Raw genomic sequence first — 23,928 nt, 5'->3', positions numbered from 1 at the left:
CGTGTGGAGGGACCGGGCCGGGGGCGGCCCGGGACGGGACGGGCGGTCAGAGCGGGGCCGGCGTCACGTCGGGGGACACCGGGGGTGGTCCCGGACGCAGGAGGCGAAGCCGTGGGCCCTGCCGTCCTCGGTGTTCCCGTGGAGGACCGCCGCGCAGCGGTCGGCGGTCTCGCGCCGGTGGAACGCCGCGGACGCGGCGACCGGGTGCGCGACGCCGTGGGCGCCGGCCCGGTCGCCGCCGCCGTCGCGGGAACGGCCGACCGTGGCGGGCGGGGTGCCGCCGACGGCGACGGGGGAGCTCCCGCCGGGGAGCGGTCGTCGGTCGATCATGGGGGAGGCCTCACCGGAGGGGCTGTGGAGACGGGCCCAATCTGTCGATCGTGAATCCGCCGCGTCAACCCGGTACGGCGGCCCTTTCGGAGGGTTGCAGTGTCGTCACTGGTGATGACGTTGCCGTGTGGCTGATGTCATAGGACGGTCGGCCGGGTCGTCCCGGACCTCCTCGGCGGCCCGCGCGTTCGGGGCCCCGGCCCGGAACCGGGAGCGTGCCGCGTCCCGATAGTACGCATATGTACATGGAAGTGTTCGCCGGGTCGAGAATCCACGTGCCGGTCGCCCGGCCCGTGCCCGTGTGGGCGCTTCTCGTCCTCTCCCTGACGGGCGGGCTGATCCTCGGTGTGGCCACCATGTCCGCCCGGCTCCTGCTGCCCGGTGCGCCGGGGTGGATCGCGAACCCCGGGACGGTGTGCGCCGTGTGGGCGGCGGCCGCCTTCGCGGTGGGCGCGGTCGGCTGCGGGCACCGCTGGTGGACGTGCGCCCTCGCGGGCGGTCTCACCCAGGCGGGCGCGGTGGCCGGCTGCCACGTCGGCGCCGCGATCCTGCTGTTCGGCGGCCAGATCCTCCACGCGCCCCTGGTGTGGGGAGCGGTCGGGCTGGTCCACGGACCCCTCCTCGGCGTCGCCGGGGCCTGGTGGTGCGGCAGCTCGGGCTGGTGGCGGGCGGGCGCGGGAGCCCTGCTCGGCGCCGCGCTGGGGGCCGCGGGCGCCTTCGAGCTCCTCCACCGGGCGGACCTCCCGTCCGCGCCCGGCACGGCCTGGGCACAGGTGCTGCTCGGGTTGGCGGCGCCCCTCCTCCTGCCGGGCGGCGGGGCGGACCGGCTGCGGTCGCTGGCGGTGCTCGCCGCGCTCGTCCCGCTGGGCGCGGGCCTCCACCTGCTGGCGGGCGCGGCGGCCGCCCCGGTGTGAGGGGGCCGGGCCGCGTCGACGCCCCGGGGCCGGGCGGCGTACCGCCCGGCCCCGGGGCGGCAGGTCAGGAGGAGACGGCCTCCTCGACGGAGGCCGCCCACAGGGAGACGGCCGTGTCGACCTGGTCGCCGTCGACGATCAGCGGCGGGATCATCCGCACGACGTTGCCCGCAGGGCCGCAGGTGAGCAGCAGGAGCCCGTTCCGCGAGGCCGCCTGCTGGGCGCGCAGCGCCGTCGCGGCGTCGGGCGAGCCGTCCGGGGCGGTGAACTCGTTGGCGAGCATCAGCCCCCGGCCGCGCACGTCGCCGATCACCGCGTGGGCCCCGGCCACCTTCTCCAGGCCCTGGCGCAGCCTCTCGCCCATGCGGGCGGAGTTCTCCACCAGGCCCTCCTCCTGGATCACGTCCAGGGTGGCGAGGGCGGCCGCGCAGGACACCGCGTTGCCCCCGTAGGTGCCGCCCTGGGAGCCGGGCCACGCCTTCTCCATGATCTGGGCGGGCGCCGCGATGGCCGACAGCGGGAACCCGCTGGCCAGCCCCTTGGCGGTGATGACGATGTCGGGGCGGATGCCCGAGGGCTCGTGGCCCCAGAACGTCCCGGTCCGGCCGAACCCGGTCTGCACCTCGTCGGCGACCAGCAGGAACCCGTGCTTGTCGGCGCGCTCACGCAGCCCCTGCAGGAACGCGTCCGGTACGGGCACGTAGCCGCCCTCGCCGAGCACGGGCTCGATGAACACCGCCGCCGTGTCCTGCGGGGAGGTCACCGTCGTGAACAGGTAGTCCAGCTCGCGCAGGGCGTGGGCGACCGCGTCGGACTCGGACAGGCCCTGCCGGTAGGCGTACGGGAAGGGGGACACGACCACGCCGGGCACCAGCGGGCCGATGCCGGCGCGGATCTTGACCCCGGACGTGGTCAGGGAGGCGGCCCCCATGGTGCGGCCGTGGAACGAGCCCTGGAAGACGACGGCGTTCTGCCGGCCGGTCGCCTGGCGGGCCAGCCGGAGCGCGGCCTCGACGGCCTCGCTCCCGGAGTTCACGTAGAACAGGCGGTCGACGCCCTCGGGCAGGACCTCGCCGAGGCGCTCGGTGAGTCGCAGCAGGGGGCGGTGCATCACGGTGGTGTACTGGCCGTGGATGAGGGTCGCCACCTGCTCCTGCGCGGCGGCGACGACCCGGGGGTGGCAGTGCCCGGTGCTGGTCACACCGATGCCCGCGGTGAAGTCGAGATAGCGGCGGTCGTCCTCGTCGTAGATGTAGACACCCTCTCCTCGCGCCGCGACTACGGGTGTCGCCTGCTTGAGGACCGGGGAGAGCTCCGCCATGCGTGGCCTCGATTCCGTGGTTCGGGTTCCGTAGGATTGTTGACAATCGACACTGCTATGGAAACATCCGTGCAGTGGCGGTGTCCAGTGGGCGCACGTCGGGCAGTTCTGACCACAGGCCGACCGAAACGGGTGGGCCCGTCGACCGGGGAGTAGTGAACATGTCGGACCAGGAAGCACGGGTCGTCGCGCAGGTGGACAAGAGGCTCTTCGTCGGAGGGGCGTGGCGCGACGCGGACTCCGGGGCCACCTTCGAGGTGGAGGACCCCTCGACCCGCGAGGTGCTCTGCGAGGTCGCGGACGCCGGGAAGGAGGACGCCCTCGCCGCGCTCGACGCGGCGCACCGGGCCCAGCCCTCCTGGGCGCGGACGGCGCCCAGGGAGCGCAGCGAGATCCTGTACCGGGCGTACGGGCTCCTCATGGAGCGCCAGGAGGACCTCGCCGTCCTGATGACCCTGGAGATGGGCAAGCCGCTGGCCGAGGCCAAGGGGGAGATCGCCTACGCGGCGGAGTTCTTCCGCTGGTTCGCGGAGGAGGCCGTCCGCATCGAGGGCGGGTTCTCCACGTCACCCGACGGCAAGGCGCGCTTCCTCATCATGCGGCAGCCCGTCGGGCCCTGCATGCTCATCACCCCGTGGAACTTCCCCATGGCGATGGGCACGCGCAAGATCGGGCCCGCCATCGCGGCCGGGTGCACGATGGTCCTCAAGCCCGCCCACCAGACCCCCCTGTCGGCCCTCGCCCTCGCGGGCGTCCTGACCGAGGCCGGGCTGCCGGAGGGGGTTCTCAGCGTCCTCCCCACCACGGACCCCGGAGCGGTCACCGAGCCCCTGCTGGGCGACGGCCGCATCCGCAAGCTCTCCTTCACGGGTTCGACCGCCGTGGGCAGGAAGCTCCTGGAGCAGAGCGCCGGGCAGGTCCTGCGCACGTCCATGGAGCTGGGCGGCAACGCGCCCTTCCTCGTCTTCGACGACGCCGACCTGGACGCGGCCGTCGATGGGGCGATGCTCGCCAAGATGCGCAACATCGGCGAGGCGTGCACGGCCGCCAACCGCGTCTACGCGCAGTCGGGGATCGCCGAGGAGTTCTCGGAGCGCCTCAGCGCCCGCATGGGCGCGCTGCGCATGGGGCGGGGGGTGGACGAGGGCGTCGACGTGGGCCCGCTCATCGACGACAAGGCCCGCGACAAGGTGCAGCGCCTGGTGGACGACGCGGTCGGACGCGGTGCGAGCGTGCTGGTCGGCGGCGGCCCCGGCGACGGTCCCGGGCACTTCTACCGGCCGACCGTGCTCGCGAACGTCCCCTTCGCCAGCGAGCTGTCCACGACGGAGATCTTCGGTCCGGTGGCCCCGGTGCTCACCTTCGAGACCGAGGAGGAGGTGGTCCGGGCCGCCAACGACACCGAGTTCGGCCTGGTCAGCTACCTCTACACCCGGGACCTCAACCGGGCGCTGCGGGTCAGCGAGGCGTTGGAGACCGGCATGGTCGGCCTCAACCAGGGAGTGGTCTCCAACCCGGCCGCGCCCTTCGGCGGGGTGAAGCACTCCGGCCTGGGCCGCGAGGGCGGCCGCGTGGGCATCGACGAGTTCCTGGACACCAAGTACGTGGGCATCGGCGGCCTCTGACCGGGCGGGGTCCCGCGTCCTGCGCGCGGGACGCGGGGCTCCGGCCGGTGGGCCGCTCGACGCAGCGGGAGGCAGCACGGCGGACGCGAGCCCGGAAGGGCCCGTGGAACACGTCCTAGACCCCGGCCCCCGGCGCGGCCTCCGGCGGCGACGGGAAACCGTCGTGGATGCGCTGGACCGTGTCCACCATGTGCGACTCGATCAGCGCGAGCAGCCGGTCCTCGGCGCCGTCGGCGATGGCGTCGAGGATGCGGTGGTGCTCCTCCAGGAGTTCGCCCGGCTCGGGGTAGACGTGCTGCATCACCGTCAGGCACATGCGGGTCTCCACCAGCAGGGTCTGCGACATGCGCTCCAGGCGGCTGTTGCCCGCACAGCTCACGAGGGTCTGGTGGAACGCCTGGTCCGCGTCGCTCATCGCGTTCCGGTCGCCCCCCGCGGCAGCCCGGGCGAGCCGTTCCACGGCCGGGGTGAGGCGGGCGACCGCCTCACCCCGGTTGCCCCGCATGATCAGCTCGCACGCGGTCCGCTCGACCGCGAGCCTGGCCACGTAGACGTCCCGGACGTCGGCCTGGGTGAGCTCCCGCACGAACAGGCCCCTGTGCCGTTCGCTGCGCAGCAGCCCCTCCTGGACGAGCCGCTGCATCGCCTCGCGCAGGGGGCCGCGGCTCACGCCCAGCTGTCCGGCCAGCTCCGCCTCGCCGAGCTGGTCCCCCGGGGCGAGGGAGCCGTACATGATCGCGGACCGGAGCTGGTCGGCGATCAGTTCGGCGGTGGAGCGACGTGGGACGGGGCTGAGTCGGCCAGGGGCGGGCATGGGCCGCCCTCCTCTCGAGAAACGGGACACAGGGGATGTTGTCGGGCGACGAGGTCGAGGCTAACGGGCCGGCAGGGCGCTCCTGACCGCCCCGGCGCCCACCCGGAACAGGGTTCCGGGCCCGCTCGGCCGCACGGTGTCCGCCCCGGCGAGCCGGAGCCCCTCCCACACGCTCACCTGGTTGGCGGTGAGCACGGTCTTGCCGAGCAGCGCCTCCATGGGCTCGATGAGGTGGGCGCTGTGCAGGGCGGTGTCCGGCACCAGGACGGCGTCGGCACGCGTGTGGTCGTTGGAGATGACGAAGTCCACGGCGTCGTCCGGGCCCAGCCGGCCGACCTCCGCGGCGGTCGCGATGCCGTGGCTGGCCAGGGAGAGCACCGTCACCCCGGCCTCCGTGAGGAACTCCACGAACCGCTGGGCGACGTCGTCGGGGTAGGTGGCGGCGATCGCCACCCTGGAGATCCGCAGCTGGCTCAGGGCGTGCACGAACGCGAAGGACGTGCTCGAGGACGGCACCCCGGCGGCCCGGCGCACCCCCTCGACCTGCTTCCCGGCGCCCTCCCAGCCGAAGACGAAGCTCCCGCTCGTGCACGCCCACACCGCGGAGTCCACCTCCATCGCGGCCAGTTCGCGGGCGCCCTCGGCGAGCACGTCCTCGCCGCCGACGTCGAGCAGGGCGTCGACGCGGTGCGCGTCCTCACGCATGAGGGTGTGCACCAGCGGCAGCTCGACGTCCCCTCCGAGCAGCTCCTCGAAGGCCTTGTAGTCGTCCTCGGCGCTGAATCCGGGATAGAGGAATCCGACGCGTGTCATGGGCTCTCCTTCCTGTGCGGTCGGCCCGGGCGTGTCATGCCGCGCTCGGCGCGGCCACGTCGATCAGGCTCTGTCCCCGGGCCACGGCCTGCCGGTTCGCGGCCTTCATCACCGCCCACATGGTCACCTGGTTGGCGGCGATCACCGGTTTGCCGAGCTCGCGTTCGAGCGGTGCGATGATGTCGTAGGTGAGCACGTTGGTGCAGCTGATGAAGACCGCCTGGGCGTCGGGGCGGTCCACCGCGTGCACCGCCCGGGACACCTCCTCGTAGGTGACCTTCCAGATGTGGCTGAGCAGGCCGAGGCCGACGCTGGAGGTCACCCCGACCGAGTGCTCGGCGAGGTAGGCCAGGAGCCGGTCGGTCACGCTGTCCACGTAGGGCGTGACGACGGCGATCCGGTCGGCCCCGAGCGCGTCGAGGGCCTGGATGAGGGCCCCGGAGGTGGTGACGGCGGCGGGCGCCCCGGCGTCCACCATGGTCCGGTGGAGGCGCCGCTGCCCCTCCGCCCCGTGCACGAAGCTCCCGGAGGCGCAGGCGTAGCCGATGGCCAGCGGTTCGGGGGCGAGCAGGGCCCTGACGGCCGGGTCGACGTTCTCCTCGCGGGACAGGGCCGCGGCCTGGTCGACCGTCACGGGCACGTGGACGTACGGCAGCCGTGTGACGTGCAGTGAGACGTCGTCCGGCGTCCAGCGCCACAGTTCGCGGTCGAGCGCGAAGTCGTAGGGCGCGATGACGCCGACCCCCGACTGCCATGGCGTCCGCGTGGTCGCGGCCAGTTCGACGACGCCGTGCTCGGCGCCGGTGCCGCTCGTGTGGTTCCCCTCGGTACGCATCGGTCACTCACCTCCCGGGATGTGTTGTCGTGTCTTCTCGGATGCGCGGGTCGCGCCGGGTCGGGGGGCCGTGCGGCCCCGCGGAGCGCTCAGCGCTCCAGTCGTTCGTACAGGAGCCGTTCGCCGACGCTTCCGGAGCGCCAGACGTCGTTGCAGGCCTCGGCCATGGCGGGCAGGTTCTCGACGACGGTGGCGAACACGTTGCCGGGCACCCAGCCGACGTCGCCGTTGAGCAGGAGGTTGTTGCGGCCGTAGAACAGTGCGAGGTCGATGACGCCGGGCAGGTCGCCGATCCCCTTGTCCTCCTTGAACGCGCGGTCGAGCATGCCGCCGTCGAAGGAGAAGTAGACGATGTCGCCGGGGATCGGTGTGACGGTGGGGTTCTCCTGGCCGGGCTCGACCTCGGCGAACCTCGGCACCATCGTGTAGACCTCGTTGCGCGCGTACTTGGCGTGCTGGACGGCGTCTCCCTGGGGGAGGGCGTTCCACACGGCCTCGCAGGTGCGCGGCGCGTCCTTGTCGAGGAGTTCGGCCACGCAGGAGACCCCGCGGGCGGGCAGGGTGACGGTCATGTACCTGGGCAATGGGTGAGTCCCTTCGGCGTCTGCCCGGGCCGTCGGCCGGGTACCGGCTGGAACGCTCCGGACAACAGGACTGTTGATTGTCGACAATCTTACGATCAACAAGACCGGCGCGGCAATAGATCCGACTGGTGCGGATGGGGCACGCCTGGTGGGATGTGATGTGAGAGGGGTCGGTATCCGATGGGAACGACTGCTTTGTGGATTGTTGACAATCCTATGTCGGCTCCCTAGCGTTTCCCGTGCAGGGCGATCCTCCCCACCGCAGAAGACCTCTCTGAACCATTGCCGCCGACCGGAGAGCGCACGCCCGTGAACAGTTCCGTCCCTTCCGCGCCCCACCGACCGAGGCTCCTCGTCCTGCACGGGGGCGTCCTGCCGCCCGGACACGCGCGGGTGGACGGCGACCCCCGCCTGGAGGGGGTCGACTACGCCACCGCCGAGGAGCTCCCGGCCAAGCTGCCCGGAGCGCGGGCGCTGCTCGTGTGGGACCTGTTCACGGAGGCACTCGCCTCCGCCTGGGCCGGGGCCGACTCCCTGGAGTGGGTCCACGCGGCGACCACCGGCGTGGACAACCTGATGTTCCCCGGCCTGGTCGACAGCGGCGTCGTGGTCACGAACTCGCGCGGGATCTTCGACGAGCACATCGCCGAGTACGTGCTCGGCCAGGTGATCGCCTTCGCCAAGGACTTCCACCGGACCTGGGACCTCCAGCGCGAGCACCGCTGGGAGCACCGCGAGACCGAGCGCGTGTCGGGCAGCCGCGCCCTCGTGGTCGGCACCGGCCCGATCGGCCGCCACATCGCCCGCAAGCTCTCGGCGGTCGGCATGGACGTGCGCGCCTCCGGCAGCCGCGCCCGCGAGGGCGATCCCGACTTCGGCGCCGTCGTCGAGTCCAGCCTGGCCGAGAGCGGCGCGGACGGCGGCCCCACCCTGCTGGGCGAGCTGCCCCGCGCCGACTACGTGGTGATCGCGGCGCCGCTCACCGACGCCACCCGGGGCCTGGTCGACCGGCGCTTCCTGGGGCTGATGAAGCCCTCGGCCCGACTGGTCAACGTGGCGCGCGGCCCCATCGTGGTGGAGTCCGACCTCGCCGCGGCCCTCGACACCGGGGTCATCGCCGGAGCCGCGCTGGACGTGTTCCGGCGCGAACCGCTCAAGGCGGTCTCCCCGCTCTGGGGACTGCCCGGCTCGGTCGTCTCCCCGCACATGTCCGGCGACGTCGTCGGCTGGCGCGACGACCTCATGGACCTGTTCCTCGACAACCTCGACCGCTACCTCGACGGACGAGAGCTGCTCAACGTCGTCGACAAGAGCCGTGGCTACGTGCCCGGCTGACCCGCATGTGGTGTGACTTGGGAGGCTGAAGTGACGATCCGTTCCGACCGGGCCGAGACCGACGACGCTGGAGCGGAATCCGGGGCTCCGGGGGGAGGGGCCTCGCCCGCCCCCGGGCCGGCCGCCGCGCGCGGCGGCTCCCCGTCCCCGGCCGACCTGTCCGCCGAACAGCTCCTCGAGGCCTACGCCTCCGGGGAGCTCTCCCCGGTGGAGGCCGTCGACGCCGTCCTGGAGCGCATCGAGCGGGACAACCCGGCCCTCAACGCGTTCTGCCTCGTCAGGCCGGAGGAGGCGCGCGAGGCCGCCGCCGCGTCCGCGGAGCGGTGGCGCCGCGGACGGCCGGAGGGGGCGCTGGACGGCGTGCCCACGTCGGTCAAGGACATCCACCTCACCCGGGGCTGGCCCACGCTCAAGGGCTCGGTCACCAGCCCCCAGGACGGGCCGTGGGAGGAGGACTCCCCGGTGGTCGCGCGCCTGCGTGACAACGGGGCCGTGTTCGTCGGCAAGACGACCACCCCCGAACTCGCCTGGAAGGGCGTCACCGACAGCCCCCTCACCGGGGTCACCCGCAACCCGTGGGACCTGTCCACCACCCCGGGCGGCTCCAGCGGCGGTTCCGCCGCCGCCGTCGCGGCGGGGATGGGGCCGCTGGCCACCGGCACGGACGGGGGCGGCTCGATCCGCATCCCGGCGAGCTTCAGCGGGATCTGCGGCATCAAGCCCACCTGGGGGCTGGTCCCCCACTACCCGGCCAGCCCGTTCGGGTCGCTCGCCCACACGGGCCCGATGGCCCGCACGGTGGGCGACACGGCGCTGATGCTGGAGGTCGTGTCCGGCTTCGACGCGCGCGACTGGATGGCGATGCCGACCCCGGAGCCCGGCCTGGGCGACGTGCGCCGCAGCACCGACCCCGCGGAGCTGGTGCGGGGCATGAGGATCGCGTACAGCCCGACCCTGGACGGACTGGACGTGGACCCCGAGGTGGCGCGGGCGGTCGCCGGCGCCGCCGCGGTGTTCGAGTCGCTGGGCGCCCGGGTGGAGGAGGCCGACCCCGGCCTCCCCGGGTCCCTGGACGAGTTCCACGTGCTCTGGTACTCGGGGGCCGCGAAGGCCACGGAGAAGCTCACCGAACGGCAGCGCGACCTCCTCGACCCGGGGCTGCGCGGCATCGTCGAGGAGGGCCTGACCTACTCGGCGCAGGACTACCTCACCGCGATGGCGCTGCGCATGGAGATGGGCGCGCGGATGGGGCGCTTCCACGCCTCCTACGACCTCCTGCTCACGCCGGCCACGCCGATCGCGGCGTTCGAGGCGGGCCTGGAGTCGCCGCCGCACCTGGCGGGGGAGCGGTGGACGTCCTGGGCGGGGTTCAGCTACCCGTTCAACATGACGCAGCAGCCCGCCGCGAGCGTGCCGTGCGGGTTCACGGGGTCGGGACTGCCCGTGGGGCTCCAGGTGGTCGGACCCCGCCACTCCGACGCCCGCGTGCTGGCGGCGTGCCGCGCGTTCGAGCTCGCCCGGCCCTGGGCCGGCCGGAGGCCGTGAGAGCGCGCCCGGAACGGTCCCGGGAGCGGGCCGCGGGGACGCGGCGGCCACCATGTCGCCGAATCTCCGCGGCCGTGGGCGCACCGGTCTTGAACAGGTGCTTTGTTCCACGAGCGGGATGAAATATCCCTTTCCGGGACCTTTGCCCGGGGAGTTCAGTGCCTAAGGGCCCGCGCGAGGGCCCCCTCAGGTATTACCGTCTTCCTCGGAGCGGTGTCCGACGAACGGTGGCGCAGGGATGGGGATGGGTCGATGACGGGCGGTGGAGCCGAGGGTGCTCGGAAGCGGATCAGGGTGTTCCTGGTGGACGACCACGAGGTGGTCCGCCGCGGCGTCGCCGCCCTCCTGGAGACCGAGGAGGACATGTCCGTCGTCGGCGAGGCCGGAACCGCCGAGCAGGCGCTGGCACGCATCCCGGTCGTCGTCCCCGACGTCGCCGTCCTCGACGTGCGGCTCCCCGGCGGATCGGGCGTGCAGGTCTGCCGCGAGATCCGGTCGGACCACCCGGAGATCGCCTGTCTGATGCTGACCTCGTTCGCGGACGAGGACGCCCTGTACGACGCGGTCATGGCCGGGGCGGCGGGATACGTCCTCAAGCAGATCCACGGCGCGGACCTGGTCGGCGCCGTGCGCACCGTCGCCTCGGGCGGCTCGCTGCTGGACTCCGGCAGCACCGGCGCGATGCTCGAACGGCTGCGCGGGGCCCAGGCGGAGCCGGACCCCCTGGCCGAGCTCACCCCGCAGGAGCGGCAGATCCTCGACCTCATCGGCGAGGGCATGACCAACCGGCAGATCGGCGAGCGCCTGTACCTCGCCGAGAAGACCGTCAAGAACTACGTGTCCGCCCTGCTCTCCAAGCTGGACCTGAAGCGCCGCACCCAGGCCGCCGTCCTGGTCGCCGAGCTGAGGGGCCGGCGCTACTAGGGCGTGTTCCGCGGACACCCGCCCTGCTGCGCGTCGCCCCGGCACGCCCCTCGCGGCGTTCTCCTCTGTCGACAGGACCCCGCCCTGACTCCTTCTTCGGCCTTGCGATGAACGCACCGGATGCGCCGCTCGCGACGGGCAGCATCCACGGAACACGCCCTGGGGCGTGGTCCGCGGGTGCTTTCGGCGGGCTCGGCGCTCGCGCCGATCGCCGCGAGCGGTCGCCGCGCCCTCTCCCGTGGGGCGGCGGGCGGCGAAGGCCGGCCCGGGGCCGGCTGTCCGGGCGGGGTCGGCGCGGAGAGAGGCAGCCCTGCGGACGCGGGCCCGGAACGGCCCGCGGACCACGGTCCCGGGGCGTGGTCCGTGCCGCCCCGGGCCGGGGCGGCGCCCCCGGGCCCCGGACGGGTCAGAACTCTTCCGGGGGCAGTGCGCCGCCGGGGACCGGCACCCGCCACACCAGCACGGTCCCACCGGTCTCACCGCGCTCGGCCGTGAACCCGCCGCCCAGTGCCCGGGCCCTCTGGTCCAGGTTGCGCAGCCCGCTCCGCCGCCCCTCCGGGGGCAGGCCGACGCCGTTGTCGGTCACCGTCAGGGTGAGCGCGGCGGCCCCGCCGGCGGCCGGGTCCTCCTCGACCGCCACCGAGACGTGGACCTCCGTGGCTCCCGCGTGCCTCGCCACGTTGGTCAGCCCCTCGCCGAGCACCGCCAGCAGGTGCTCCCCCACGTCGTCCGGCACGGACGCGTCGATCGGCCCGTCCAGGCTCACCCCCGGGTGGCACCCCAGGCTGTGGGCGGTGTTCTCCGCCAGTCTCAGGATGCGCCCGCGCAACGAGGTGTCGCGGCGGCTCGGCGGGTTCTGCAGCGCGAAGATCGTCGAACGGATCTCCCGGATGGTGCCGTCGAGCTCGTCGACGGTGCGCCGCACCCGCTCCTCCACCTCGGGGGAGGCGATCAGCCGCATCGTGCTCATCAGCGTCATCGCCGACGCGAACAGGCGCTGGATCACCACGTCGTGCAGGTCCTTGGCGATCCGGTCGCGCTCCTCCAGCACCACCAGGCGCTCGGTGTCCCTCCGCGCCTCGGCGAGTTCGAGGGCGACCCCGGCCTGGACCGAGAACGAGTGCAGCATGCGGCGTATGGTCGCGGTGAACGGGGGCCGGTCGGACAGCTTGCCCAGCAGCAGCACCCCGCGCGTGTGGCCGGGGGTCCCCAGCGGAACCAGCAGGCCCGGGCCGTAGCCGCGGTGGGTGAGCATCGGGCAGTTCGCGTGGCGCAGGTCCGGGACGGTCCTCGCCTCCCCCGTCTCGTAGACCGCCCCGCACGCGGAGTCGTGGATCTCGACGGGCGTCCCCAGGATCTCCTGCGCGATGGGGCCGTCCGCGATCTCCGCGAACAGGTGGCCGCGGGCGCGCGGGTCGGGCAGCATCACCACGGCCGTGTCCGCCCCGCCGATCTCCCGGGCCTGGGCGGCCAGGTGGGCGAGGACCTCCTCGGTGTCGGCCCCCGAGAGCAGGCGCGTGGTGATCTCCGTGGAGGCCTCCAGCCACCGCTCGCGCAGCCGCGCCTCCTCGTAGAGGCGCGCGTTCTCGATGGCGACCCCGGCCGCCGTGGCCAGGGCGGAGACCATCGCCTCGTCCTCCTCGTCGAACTCCCCGCCGTTGGCCTTCTCGGTGAGGTACAGGTTGCCGAACACCTCGTCCCGCACCTGGATGGGCACGCCGAGGAAGCTCGCCATCTGAGGGTGCCCCTCGGGGAAGCCGCCGAACTCGGGATGGTCCCGCAGGTCCGCGAGGCGCAGCGCGGCGCGCTGGTGCAGAGGGGCGGCCAGGACCCCTCGGCCGTGCGGGAACCGGTTGATCCGCTCGGCCTGCTCCTTGCTGAGGCCGACCGGGATGAACTCGCTGAACCCGCCCTCCTCGTCGACCACGCCGAGGCCGGCGTACCGGGCCCCGGCGAGCTGCGCCGCGGCCTCGGTGAGCCTGCGCAGGACGGTGGCCAGGTCCAGGTCGCCGCCGATGGACAGGACCGCCTGGAGCAGCGAGCGCACCCGCCCCTGGGCGGACAGCCGGGAGTCCAGGGAGTGCACCTCGGTCAGCAGGTCGTCCAGGCTCCGGGCGGACAGGGGGTGGCTCTGGGGGCTCTCGGTCATGTGTTCGTCAACCTCCGCAGAGCCGGTCGGACGGTCTCTGTTGGCAATGCGCGCTTTTCCTCGGGCGTTATGTGTGAATTGTCGTTGGTTTTTCCCCGCTTTGCCACATCTGGCTGATCAGAAGCCTGTTCGGGAGGGTGGGAATTCCTGTGGATTCGGGGCTCCGGTCGTGTAATTCATGCTAACGTCGCGGTCAGTCGACGCACGAAGGTCTTGCCGACCTCGCGTCCGACGGCCCGGACCGTGCCGCCCCCGGCACCGCTCCCGGCACCGGCCCGCCCTCGCGCGTCGGCCCCCGAGTCCCACGGTGGAAGGAACCCCGGTGACTGGAATCCACGGCTCCACGAGCGCCTCAGGCGCCCGTACCGCCGTGCTTCCCGCGCCGGTCCGGCGGGCGCTGCTGCTCGCCGCCCTCCTCTGCGGCCTCATGGTCGCCACCTGGACGGCGGCGTCCGACGCGGCGCGGGCGGACGAGCACTCCCTGGCCACCACCCTGGTCTACCAGGCCGGAACCACCGCCGAGGCGCATACCGGGGAGTACGTCCCGATCGCGCCGACCGGGCTCCGCGCGCCGCTGGCCGGAACCGTCGCCGCGCTCGGGGAGGGCACCGCGCAGGTGGTGTCCGACGCCTCCGCGGCGGTCGCCCCCGGAGCGCAGGACGGGGGAGCCGACGTCGCCCGGCAGGTCCGCGACACCGTCGACGTGGTCACGGACCCCGTGGAGCGGCGCCTCCAGGAGGAGGCCGTGCCGACGCCCCCGGCGGACGGGCAGCGGCCCGGGGCCGGTTCCGACGGCGGAGCCCGCGGCGGGACGGCCGAAGCCGTCGAGGACGACGGCGTGCCCCCGGTGCACGAGGTCCACCCGCCGTCCCTGTCCGCCCACCCGGTCCCCGGGACGGGACAGGACGCCGACCGTGCCGACGGGGCGCCCGCCGCACCCGTCGGGCACGACGCCCCGTCGACCTCCGCCGCTGCCGCCGCGCCCTCCGCCCCCGGTGGGGCGGGCACACCCGGCGGCGCACTCGTCGCGGGCTACCTGACCGCGCACGGGGCCCCGGCCCCGTCCCCCGGCCTGTTCCAGGCCGCCCGGCACGTCCTGCGCTCGGCGCCCGCCGAGTCCGCCGACGAGCCGACCTTCTCGCCCGACTAGCGGCGCGACCCCACGTCCGGCACGTCCGGCGACCTTCCTCTCGGCACGCCCCTCCCAGCCCCGGGCCGCTCCCGCGTCATCACGGTGAGCGACGAACCCGGCACTCTCTGGGGGTTGACGTGAGCCACGCTTCCCGACAGCGGGGTTCACGTCAGCCGTCGGCCAGCCAGACCCACGACTGACGACCGGCAGAGCGCCGCGCGCCCTCCAGGCGCGCCGGGCTCCCCGGCCGGAGAGCTCGAACCGCACGGCGCCCCTCCCCCGCGGGGGAGCGGGGCCACGGACGGCGGGACACGACACCCGCCCCGCCGTCCCCCTGACAACCGCGCACCACCTCGGAAGGACTCACACATGTTCACCACCGCCCGCACCACCGCCAAGACCCTGCTGGTGGCCGCCGGCACCGCCGGCTTCGTCGCCCTCGGGGCCGGAGTCGCCGGGGCGGACACCCTCGGCGGCGTCACGGACGGACTCCAGCTCGGCGACCTGGGCAGCCGGGTGCCCGCACAGCTGACCGAGGGCGTCTCGACCCCCCTGGGCGACCTGGTCAAGGTCCAGCCCGGGAAGATCTCCGCCCAGCCCGACGTCCAGCAGCAGTCCGCCCCCCGGCAGGCCGACCCCCGGGACGTGGTCGGACACGTCGTCGGAGACAACGTCTCGGCGCCCCTGGAGGGGGACGAGAAGAACTCCGCGAACGTCGGCCCGCTCGACCTGGGCGCCGCGACCGGGTCCCTTCCGCTGAGCCAGGGCTCGGACCCGGTGGCCGACCTGGTCGGAGGACTCGGCGTCCTGGAGGGGCTGGGCCTGGGCGGCGGCACCCAGCCGCAGAGCCACGGGGCCTCGACGCTGCCCGTCCGGGGACCGGCGGAGACGGTCGGCGCGGCCGTCTCCGAGGTCGGTGCGACCGCGGAGCAGGGCGTCCACGAGGTCGGGAGCGGCCTGAACGCCCTCGACGCCCCCCTCCCGGGCCGGGGGGCGACCCTCCCCATGGCCGCCTCGGACTCCCCGACCGGCCCCTTCAGCGGTGAGAACACCGACCTGACCGGCGGCAAGGCCGACCTGATCACCGACCTGGTCCTGTCCGACGACGTGGTGCTGCCCATGGCCGGGACGGAGGCGACCGGCGGCGCGGCCGAGGCCCTGCCCGTCGACCTGGCGGGCACCGCCGACCTGGCGGCCTCCACCCTGCCGCAGACCGCGCTGTCCGCGGGCGACCTGGGCCTGCCCGAACTGCCCGCCCCCGGCGAGGTGCTGCCCCTCGCCGCCCCCGAGACGACCGACGCCGTGACCGGCCTGGTCCGCGAGGACGCGCTGGGCAACGACCTGGTCGGGGTGCGGGGCCTGCCCGAGCTGGGGCAGCCGACCTTCGACGCCGGCCAGGTGACCGGCCTGCTGCCCTCCGGGGCCGTCTGACCTCCTCCGGAACGTGCGCCCGCCGGTCGTGGCGGGCGCACAGGGCCTCGGGCGGCGCGCGGGACCGTCCCGCCGACCGAGGCGCCGACGGGACTGTGGGGGTTCCGCGGCGCGTACCGGCGGGACAGGGCGTGTCCCCGCCGCACGAGGTGCCGACCGTGGCCCCGGACGCTCACCGTCCGGGGCCACGCCCCGTCCGGGGCGGGGCCCGCGGGAGCGCCCCGGACGGGGGCGGAGGGGAACGTGCCCGGGGCGCGGAACCGCCCCGCGGCGGGGCCGGCCCCGCGTCCCACGAGCGGAGCGGCCCCCGGGCCGGTGCGGACCGTGCGTCCCACCGGCCCGGGGGCCGCTTCCCGCCGTCCGCCCGGTCCGTCCCCACGCGGAGGCGGACCGGACGGGTTCCTACTCCTCTTCCTCGCCGGTGCCGAAGCCCAGGCCGTCGGCGCACGGGTTGGACGTGGCGTCACGCCCCCCGCCGGGCCGGGCCGACTCGGCGGCGTCCGGGGCGTCGCTCGCCGAGGCCGCGTCCACGGGGGTGGGCGAGGAGTCCGGCGGTTCCTGCGGCGCGGGCGCGTCGTCGGCCGCGAGCAGGGCGGGCAGGGGCCGGTCCTCCCGTACCGCGGCGAACAGCTCCGCGGACTCCTGCTCGTGCCACATCACCCGGTTGGGGTCGAAGGGCGCCTGGTACCAGGGCACGGTGTGGAACTCGATGTCGGACAGGTCCGCGTCGGCCATGGTGACGGCGATCGAGAGCATCCGGTCGAGCGTGAGCTCCTGGTCCGTGGCGCTGTGCTGTGCCACCGCCTGGAGGATGCCGTTGAGCTTGGTCGGGCTGGTCATGACGTCGCTGCTGGTCACCTGGTCGGCCAGGGCGGCGAGGAACATCTGCTGCCGGTCGATGCGGCCGATGTCGCCGCCGTCGCCGATCTCGTAGCGGGCGCGGACGAAGGACAGGGCCTGGTCGCCGTTGAGCGTCTGCTGTCCCGCGTCGAGGTCGAGCCGGGACCGGCGGTCGCTCATCGGCTCGGGGATGCAGATGTCGACGCCGCCGATGGCGTCGACGACGTCCCGGAAGCTCATGAAGCTCAGGTGCACGAAGTGGTCGATGCGGATGTCGGTCAGCGACTCGATGGTGCGGACCACGCACGGCGGGCCGCCGTGGTACATGGCCGCGTTGACCATCCCGAAGTAGCCGTACGTGCCCTCGGTGTTGCCGTAGGCGTCGCACTGGGGCAGTTCGACCAGTGAGTCCCGGGGGAAGCTGATCACGGAGACCCGGTTCTCGGGGGAGATGTGGGCCAGCATGATCGAGTCCGAGCGCTCGCCCTCGAACTCCTGGCTGTACGCGGTGGAGCCCTCCTCGTAGCCGTCGGAACCCATGAAGAGGATGTTGACGGCGTCGCTGATCTTGTCGGGCCGGTCCTCCTCCTTGAGCGCCGTGTCCAGGTCGTGCCGGACCATGCCCGAGCGCAGGAAGTGGTAGTAGCCGTAGGCCGAGGCGACCCCGGCCACCAGGAGGACGGCGAGGACGGCCGCGGTCCACACGGCGATCCGGCGGCCCCGGCGGCGCCCGCGCGGGCCGGGGGGAGGGGAGGGCGCGGTCTCCGCGCCGTCCTCGCCGGCGCCTCCGCCCTCGCCGGCGCCTCCGCCGTCAGGGGCACCGTCGCCGTCCGGGGCGGCGGGGGCCCCGGCTCCGCCGGACCCCTCCGATGCTTCCGGGGCCTCCGCGCCCGCCTCGGCGGCGGGAGCCCCGGAGACGCCCTCGTCGCCGGAGCGCACGTCGCCCCCCGGTCTGCCCGGGGCCGGGTCGGCGGACGCCGGCGCGTTCACCCCGTCGTCGCCGGCCTCCCCGGTCCCGTCCGCTCCGGGCAGACCGGCCGCGGAGGGCTCCGCTCCGGGGCCGGGGTCCGAGCCGGGTGTCTTCTCGGGTGTCTCGTCTGGGGTCTTGTCCGCGCCGGGACCGGCGGAGGAATTCTCGTCAGCGGGCATCGTTGCAATCTCGGTGAGTTCGGACAGCGGGACGTGCCAACGGTCGGACAGGGGACCGAAAGGCCACGAGTCCGTGTCTGGGGGAGGGCGGAGGTCGCGCGGGACACTGGGGCGGGTGGTCGAGCGGCCCGGGGCAGCCCGGACGTCCGGGTGCGGCCCACGGGGCATCGGCCGGACCGTGGGAGGGACGCGGCCGACGACACGGAAACCCGCGTGTGGCAGAGATCCTAGGTGAAGTTCTCTTCGTTTGCGCGCTCGGGATGTCCGCGAGCGGGGCTACTGACCACAATTGCGCAGCACAATTCCTTCGTCGGGTGATGGCCTGCTGGCGCCTTGCGCCCGACTTTCTCATCTGTGCCCGCAAGAATCACTTCTGACCCGCCGTGTACACGGAGGATCAGAGCCTCACGGTGGGATCACACGCAACGAACCGGCTTCTTCGGTCAGTCGTCCCAGAAGGTGCTTTCCTTCTCGGATCCCTCCGCGGCGTCGGCGGATCGGCCGCCCTTGGCGGCGGACTTCGCGGCGGGCTTGGCCGCGGGCTTGGCGGGGGTCGCCTTGGCGGGCTTCCGCGCCGCCGGCTTGGCGCCCGTGTGCCGGGGCCGCGCGGTCACGGCGCTCTTGGCGATGGGCTCGACGGGGCGCGGCGTCTCACCGGAGTGGATGCTCAGCGCCTCCTCCTCGACGGTCAGCATCCTGCGCACGGGGTCGGGGACCTCCGGCAGCCGCTCGGAGCGCAGGTGCGCGCCCAGCACCTCCAGGGCGTGGTCGCACAGCAGCTGTCTGGCCCGTTCGGCCTTGACCCCGCTGAGCTCCTCGATCTCGGGGAGGTTGCGCTCGCGGAGCAGGCGGATGACGTCGCGCAGCCGTTCGCGGGTCTTGCGGTCGGTCATCGACATGACCGTCAGCTCGGCCTCGGCGACGAAGCCCTCCTGGCGGCCGTCGGAGTCGCGCTCGGCGATGAACGCGCTGGTCAGGCTCCGCGCGGAGGAGCGGGAGGAGGTGCGGATGTCGTTGCGCCTGATGTGGCGGGCCTGGAGGCCGGTCACGACGACACTGGTGGCCAGGCTGATTCCGGCTCCCAGCAGGATCAACGCGAGCGGGTTCTCGAGAAGCACGGGAAGGACCTTTCCGGGCGGGGGTCCGCACGGGGTGCGGTCACGGGGCGGTGACTGGGGATGTGCGGGGGCGGGGACCGGTGCTGGGCGACTATTCGCCACATCGGGGGTGATTGTCAAGTGCGAACGCGGGGCGGACGCCCGCCGCCGAGAGCGTCGTCGCAGGTCATGCCGGTGATCGCAGGGTTGGGTGGGGTCGGGCGGGAGGGGCCGGGCGGTGCGGGACCGCAGGGCCCCTCCTTCGGAATGCCCGGTCGCGCGGAGGGCGACACCCTCCGTCCACAGCCTGTGGACAGAGCCCCGCGATCCGGTGTCACCCGGCCAGGAGCTTGTTCACCGACTCCGGCGACAGGATCTCCTCGGTGACCATCGCCGCGCAGCCGCGCACGCCGGCGTCGTCCCACAGGGAGCTGGCCACGACCCGCAACTGCCGGGTGGCCAGGGCCGTGCACTGCTGGAACACCACCTCGCGCACGCCCGCGACCAGGTGGTCGTAGGCCTCCGACAGGTCCCCGCCCAGCACGATCACCTCGGGGTTGAGCAGGTTCACGGCGCCGGCGAGCGCCTCGCCGAGCCGCCGTCCGGCCTCCCTGACGAGGGTCACGGCCACGGGGTCGCCGCCGACGGCCAGGGCCACCAGGTCCTTGAGCGTGTCGGCCCGCCGCCCCCGCTCCGCCGCGAGCTCCAGGAGCCGCCGACCGCCGGCGACCGCCTCCAGGCAGTCGGTGTTGCCGCAGCGGCAGGGCAGGCCCCCGCCGTCGCGCACGGGGATGTGGCCGATCTCCCCGGCGGCGCCCAGGGAGCCGCGCAGCAGGCGCCCCCCCGACAGCAGTCCGGCGCCGATCCCGGTGGAGGCCTTCACGAAGACCATGTCGTCGGGGTGGCCGTGCCCGCCGGCGATGTGCTCGCCCAGGGCCATCACGTTGACGTCGTTGTCGACCGTCACCGGGACCGGGAAGCGCTCGGCGACCAGCGGGGCCAGCGCCACCCCCGCCCACTTGCCCAGGAAGGGTCGGTCGTCGGCGCGCCCCGCGTGGAACTCGACCGTGCCGGGCAGGCCGATGCCCACGCCCCGCACGTCGGCGGGCCCGCGGTCGAGGGAGGCGAGCTGCTCGGACCACACGTCGAGCAGCCAGGGGAGGGTCGCGTCGGGCCCCTTCTCCATGTCGGGGGAGCCGGGCGTCCGGACGAGGACGTCCCCGTTGAGGTCGCACACGGCCGCCTGGCTGCGGGCCATGCCGAGGGCGCTGGTGAGGATCAGCCCGCTGCCGGCGTTGAACTCCAGGAGGGTGGGGGGCCGGCCGCCGCTGGAGACGGCTCCGGTCCCCTCCGTGACGAGGCCGCTCCCGATCAGCTCGGTGACGCGCAGGGCCACGGAGGGGCGGGACAGGCCCGTGACCCGGGCGATCTCGGACCGGCTGGTCGCGGCGCCGGAGCGGATCAGCTCCAGGATGTGGCCGCTGGTGGCAGCAGAGGAAAGGCGTCCGGGGGTTCTGGCCATATCTCATTCAACCATGGGGTTAAGCCTCGAAGACTGGGAGGTTATGTAAAGAAGTGTTCTCAAGTGTGCTTGGTTTTTTACCATAGTCGGGCGTAAGGTCGAAAGTGGCGAACGTCCCCGGACCCCGAGGGCCGTTCCTCCTCCCGCACCGCCCCCCGTCGCAGCACCCCTCTCCGTTCTCCCTCCCCGCAGGAGCAGCCCGAAGATGTCGCAGCAGTCCGCGCCCCGCCCCACCGACCTGGTGGTCTTCGGGGGCACCGGCGACCTGTCCATGCGTAAACTCCTCCCCTCCCTCTACCTGTTGGACCGCGACGGCCACCTGGACGGGGGAACGCGCGTCATCGCCGTCTCGCGCGACGGCCTCACCGACGCCGACCTGCGGGACAAGACCTCCTCGGCGGTCCGCGGCCACCCCGCCGTCCAGGTGGTCGAGCCGGACGTGCTCCGCCGCTTCCTCGACCGCCTCTCCCACGTCACCGTGGACGTCGGCGGAGACCCCTCCGGATGGGCCGCCCTCGCCGCGGCCCTCGACCCGGGCCGCGACCGGGTCTTCTACCTCGCCGTCCCGCCCATGATCTCCGGCGACATCTGCCGCGGGCTGGACGGCGCCGGTCTGGCCACCCCCGGGTCCCGCGTGGTCATGGAGAAGCCCCTGGGACGCGACCTCGCCTCCTCCCGGGCCGTCAACGACGCCGTGGGCGCCGTCTTCGACGAGCAGCGGATCTACCGGATCGACCACTACCTGGGCAAGGAGACCGTGCAGAACCTGCTCGTGCTGCGGTTCGCCAACGTCTTCCTCGAACCCCTGTGGAACTCCCGCTGGATCGACCACGTGCAGATCACCGCCACCGAGACCGTCGGGGTCGGCGGGAGGCGCGGTTACTACGACACCTCCGGCGCCATGCGCGACATGGTGCAGAACCACCTCCTGCAACTGCTCTGCCTCACCGCCATGGAGCCCCCGGCCAGCTACGACCGCGAGGCCGTCCGCGACGAGAAGCTCAAGGTCCTCCAGTCGCTGCGGCCCGTCACCGGCGACCGGGTCGCCGAGGACACCGCCCGGGGGCAGTACGGGCGCGGAACCGTCCAGGGGGCCGAGGTCCACGGCTACCTCGACGAGGCGGGCGGGCCGGCGGTCAGCGACACGGAGACCTTCGTGGCGCTGCGCGCCGAGATCGCGAACTGGCGCTGGGCCGGCGTGCCCTTCTACCTGCGCACCGGCAAGCGCGTGGGCCACGCCCGCTCGGAGATCGTGATCCGCTTCCGGGAGGTGCCGCACACGATCTTCCCCGGCACCGACACGGCCCCCGGCGCGGGCAGCCTCGTCATCCGCCTCCAGCCGGACGAGGGCATACACCTCACCATGCTGGCCAAGACGCCCGGCGCGGGGGCGCTGAGGCTCCGGCCCGTGCCGCTGGAGCTCAGCTTCGCCGACACCTTCTCCACCCGCTCGCCCGAGGCCTACGAGCGGCTGCTGATGGACGTGCTGACGGGGGACTCCACCCTCTTCATGCGCCGCGACGAGGTCGAGGCCGCGTGGCGCTGGGTGGATCCCATCATCGAGGCCTGGAACAGCACGGACACCACCCCCGAGACCTATCCGGCCGGAAGCGCGGGCCCCGAGGGCGCGCACCGGCTCATCGGCCGCACCGGCCGCACGTGGCACGAAGAGGAGCAACCCCGATGACCGCGCACACCCATGGGACGACCGGGTACGGACCCGGAGTCCACCCCGTCGTCGCCGACGTCACCCGCCGCCTGGCCGAGCGCAGCGCCGGGACCCGGTCCGCGTACCTGGCCAGGATCGACGAGGCGACGGGCCGGGGGCCCGCCCGCACCGCACTGGGCTGCGCCAACCTCGCCCACGGGTTCGCCGCCTGCGGCGTCTCCGACAAGCTCGCCCTGGCCGGCGACGTCAAGCCCAACCTGGCCATCGTCTCCTCCTACAACGACATGCTCTCCGCGCACCAGCCGCTGGAGTCCTACCCGGCCCTCATCAAGGCGGCCGTGGCCGAGGCGGGCGGCGTCGCCCAGTTCGCGGGCGGGGTGCCCGCCATGTGCGACGGCATCACCCAGGGCCGTGCGGGCATGGAGCTGTCCCTGTTCAGCAGGGACGTCATCGCGATGGCCACCGCCGTCGCGCTGTCCCACGACATGTTCGACGGCGCCCTCATGCTCGGGGTGTGCGACAAGATCGTGCCGGGCCTGCTGATCGGCGCGCTCTCCTTCGGCCACCTCCCGGTGGCGTTCGTGCCCGCGGGCCCCATGCCCTCCGGCCTGCCCAACAAGGACAAGGCGCGGGTGCGGCAGAAGTTCGCCGAGGGCAAGGCGGACCGACGCGAACTCCTCCAGGCCGAGTCCGCCGCCTACCACTCGCCCGGCACCTGCACCTTCTACGGCACCGCGAACTCCAACCAGATGCTCATGGAGGTCATGGGCCTGCACCTGGCCGGGGCGAGCTTCGAGCAGCCGGGCACCCCCATGCGCGAGGCCCTCACCGCAGAGGTCGGGCGCCGCGTGCTCGGGCAGACCGCCCTCGGGGGCTCCCACAACCCGGTCGGCGTTCAGGTCGACGAGCGGGCCCTGGTGAACGCGGTGGTCGCCCTGCTGGCCACCGGCGGCTCCAGCAACCACACCCTGCACCTGGTGGCCATCGCCCGTGCCGCCGGGATCGAGCTGACCTGGGACGACTTCGCGGACCTGTCCGAGGTGGTGCCGCTGCTCACCCGCATGTACCCCAACGGCGCCGCCGACGTCAACCAGTTCCACGAGGCGGGCGGCATGGCCTACCTGATCGGCACCCTCCTGGACGCCGGCCTGCTCCACGAGGACGTGCAGACCGTCATGGGCGGGGGACTGGGCCGCTACCGGCAGACCCCCCGTCTCGAAGGGACCACCCTGACCTGGGGTGACGGGCCCAAGGAGAGCGGCGACACCACCGTGCTGCGCGGGGTGGAGGACCCCTTCGCGCCGGACGGCGGCCTGCGCATGCTCTCGGGCAACCTGGGCCGCGCCGTCATCAAGACCTCCGCGGTCGCACCGGAGCGCCGCGTCGTCGAGGCCCCCGCCCGGGTCTTCGCCGACCAGGCCGAACTCCAGGACGCCTTCGCCGCGGGCGAGCTCACCGGCGACTTCGTCGCCGTGGTGCGCTTCCAGGGGCCGCGGGCCAACGGCATGCCCGAGCTGCACAAGCTCACCCCGCCGCTGGCGGTGCTCCAGGACCGGGGCCAGAAGGTCGCCCTGGTGACCGACGGGCGCATGTCCGGGGCCTCCGGCAAGGTGCCCGCGGCCATCCACGTCTCCCCCGAGGCGGTCGCGGGCGGCGCCCTCGCGTACGTGCGCGACGGCGACTTGATCAGGCTGGACGCCACCGCGGGCACACTGGAGGTGCTGGCCGACCTCTCCGGGCGCGAGCCCGCGCAGCCCAGCGCCGACTCCTCGACCGGCACCGGCCGGGAGCTGTTCGCCGCCCTGCGCGGCGTGGTCGGACCGGCGGAGGCCGGCGCCGGGGTCTTCTGACCCCCGACCCACGCGGCGGACGGCGGGCGCGCGGAAGGACCGGCCCACC

General features: G+C 73.8%; 19 protein-coding genes. 9 read left to right on the top strand and 10 right to left on the bottom strand.

The genetic code is table 11. From position 1 onward, the window contains the following. Positions 1–63 precede the first annotated feature (63 nt). Positions 64–330, bottom strand: a complete 267-nt coding sequence (locus tag ACQPYD_RS31945) for a hypothetical protein (RefSeq protein WP_433699071.1) — start codon at positions 328–330, stop codon at positions 64–66. Positions 331–569: 239 nt separating this feature from the next. Between ACQPYD_RS31945 and ACQPYD_RS31940 the strand changes: the two genes are divergently transcribed. Then, a complete protein-coding gene (locus tag ACQPYD_RS31940) occupies positions 570–1,244 on the top strand; it encodes a DUF6518 family protein (protein ID WP_433699070.1) in 675 nt (224 codons plus the stop codon). Positions 1,245–1,308: 64 nt separating this feature from the next. Here the strand turns inward: ACQPYD_RS31940 and ACQPYD_RS31935 are convergent, their stop codons facing one another. After that, positions 1,309–2,565 (bottom strand): aspartate aminotransferase family protein, encoded by a 1,257-nt coding sequence (locus tag ACQPYD_RS31935; RefSeq protein ID WP_433699069.1) that lies wholly within the window; start codon positions 2,563–2,565, stop codon positions 1,309–1,311. A 161-nt stretch (positions 2,566–2,726) separates the two neighbouring features. Between ACQPYD_RS31935 and ACQPYD_RS31930 the strand changes: the two genes are divergently transcribed. Continuing rightward, the gene (locus tag ACQPYD_RS31930) at positions 2,727–4,190 is read left to right on the top strand and encodes an NAD-dependent succinate-semialdehyde dehydrogenase (RefSeq protein WP_433699068.1); all 1,464 of its coding nucleotides are present in this window, start codon (positions 2,727–2,729) and stop codon (positions 4,188–4,190) included. A 115-nt stretch (positions 4,191–4,305) separates the two neighbouring features. Here the strand turns inward: ACQPYD_RS31930 and ACQPYD_RS31925 are convergent, their stop codons facing one another. From ACQPYD_RS31925 to ACQPYD_RS31910, 4 genes are all read right to left on the bottom strand, one after another. Further along, on the bottom strand, positions 4,306–5,004 hold the full coding sequence (locus ACQPYD_RS31925) for a GntR family transcriptional regulator (RefSeq protein WP_433699067.1): 699 nt from the start codon (positions 5,002–5,004) through the stop codon (positions 4,306–4,308). Positions 5,005–5,064: 60 nt separating this feature from the next. After that, positions 5,065–5,817: a maleate cis-trans isomerase family protein gene (locus tag ACQPYD_RS31920; RefSeq protein ID WP_267947249.1), complete on the bottom strand. Its 753-nt coding sequence runs from the start codon at positions 5,815–5,817 to the stop codon at positions 5,065–5,067. Positions 5,818–5,851: 34 nt separating this feature from the next. Next, positions 5,852–6,652 (bottom strand): maleate cis-trans isomerase family protein, encoded by an 801-nt coding sequence (locus ACQPYD_RS31915; protein WP_433699066.1) that lies wholly within the window; start codon positions 6,650–6,652, stop codon positions 5,852–5,854. 89 nt (positions 6,653–6,741) lie between these two features. Continuing rightward, positions 6,742–7,224 carry a DUF3830 family protein gene (locus ACQPYD_RS31910; protein ID WP_330161541.1) on the bottom strand — a complete coding sequence of 161 codons (483 nt, stop codon included), beginning with the start codon at positions 7,222–7,224 and terminating at the stop codon, positions 6,742–6,744. Between the two features lie 321 nt (positions 7,225–7,545). Between ACQPYD_RS31910 and ACQPYD_RS31905 the strand changes: the two genes are divergently transcribed. From ACQPYD_RS31905 to ACQPYD_RS31895, 3 genes are all read left to right on the top strand, one after another. Continuing rightward, on the top strand, positions 7,546–8,571 hold the full coding sequence (locus tag ACQPYD_RS31905; RefSeq protein ID WP_433699065.1) for a D-2-hydroxyacid dehydrogenase: 1,026 nt from the start codon (positions 7,546–7,548) through the stop codon (positions 8,569–8,571). A gap of 30 nt (positions 8,572–8,601) precedes the next feature. Next, on the top strand, positions 8,602–10,116 hold the full coding sequence (locus ACQPYD_RS31900; RefSeq protein WP_433699064.1) for an amidase: 1,515 nt from the start codon (positions 8,602–8,604) through the stop codon (positions 10,114–10,116). Positions 10,117–10,368: 252 nt separating this feature from the next. Next, positions 10,369–11,040 carry a response regulator gene (locus ACQPYD_RS31895; protein WP_433699063.1) on the top strand — a complete coding sequence of 224 codons (672 nt, stop codon included), beginning with the start codon at positions 10,369–10,371 and terminating at the stop codon, positions 11,038–11,040. A gap of 406 nt (positions 11,041–11,446) precedes the next feature. Here ACQPYD_RS31895 and ACQPYD_RS31890 read toward each other — a convergent pair whose 3' ends face one another. After that, the gene (locus ACQPYD_RS31890; protein WP_433699062.1) at positions 11,447–13,189 is read right to left on the bottom strand and encodes a sensor histidine kinase; all 1,743 of its coding nucleotides are present in this window, start codon (positions 13,187–13,189) and stop codon (positions 11,447–11,449) included. 322 nt (positions 13,190–13,511) lie between these two features. Between ACQPYD_RS31890 and ACQPYD_RS31885 the strand changes: the two genes are divergently transcribed. Both ACQPYD_RS31885 and ACQPYD_RS31880 read left to right on the top strand, forming a co-directional pair. Beyond that, complete coding sequence (locus ACQPYD_RS31885) at positions 13,512–14,339, top strand: hypothetical protein (RefSeq protein WP_433699061.1); 828 nt, start codon at positions 13,512–13,514, stop codon at positions 14,337–14,339. A gap of 351 nt (positions 14,340–14,690) precedes the next feature. Continuing rightward, positions 14,691–15,752, top strand: a complete 1,062-nt coding sequence (locus ACQPYD_RS31880) for a hypothetical protein (RefSeq protein WP_433699060.1) — start codon at positions 14,691–14,693, stop codon at positions 15,750–15,752. 402 nt (positions 15,753–16,154) lie between these two features. On the opposite strand, the gene ACQPYD_RS31875 is transcribed toward ACQPYD_RS31880, so the two are convergent. From ACQPYD_RS31875 to ACQPYD_RS31865, 3 genes are all read right to left on the bottom strand, one after another. Beyond that, positions 16,155–17,741, bottom strand: coding sequence for an LCP family protein (locus ACQPYD_RS31875; RefSeq protein WP_433699059.1), 1,587 nt, complete (start codon positions 17,739–17,741; stop codon positions 16,155–16,157). Positions 17,742–18,184: 443 nt separating this feature from the next. Beyond that, positions 18,185–18,859, bottom strand: coding sequence for a hypothetical protein (locus tag ACQPYD_RS31870; protein ID WP_433699058.1), 675 nt, complete (start codon positions 18,857–18,859; stop codon positions 18,185–18,187). A 313-nt stretch (positions 18,860–19,172) separates the two neighbouring features. Further along, the gene (locus tag ACQPYD_RS31865; RefSeq protein ID WP_433699057.1) at positions 19,173–20,360 is read right to left on the bottom strand and encodes an ROK family transcriptional regulator; all 1,188 of its coding nucleotides are present in this window, start codon (positions 20,358–20,360) and stop codon (positions 19,173–19,175) included. A 205-nt stretch (positions 20,361–20,565) separates the two neighbouring features. Here ACQPYD_RS31865 and zwf point away from each other — a divergent pair, with 205 nt between their 5' ends. Both zwf and edd read left to right on the top strand, forming a co-directional pair. Then, entirely contained in the window at positions 20,566–22,047 is a 1,482-nt protein-coding gene (zwf, locus tag ACQPYD_RS31860) for a glucose-6-phosphate dehydrogenase (protein ID WP_433699056.1), read from the top strand. Next, positions 22,044–23,879 (top strand): phosphogluconate dehydratase, encoded by a 1,836-nt coding sequence (edd, locus tag ACQPYD_RS31855; protein ID WP_433699055.1) that lies wholly within the window; start codon positions 22,044–22,046, stop codon positions 23,877–23,879. Before zwf ends, edd begins: the two co-directional genes overlap by 4 nt. Positions 23,880–23,928: the final 49 nt, after the last annotated feature.

The organism is Nocardiopsis sp. CA-288880, assembly GCF_050955985.1.
GTDB classification, from domain to species: domain Bacteria; phylum Actinomycetota; class Actinomycetes; order Streptosporangiales; family Streptosporangiaceae; genus Nocardiopsis; species Nocardiopsis tropica.
Note: the sequence above shows the minus strand (reverse complement) of the source record. Positions and strands in the feature narration are given on the sequence as shown.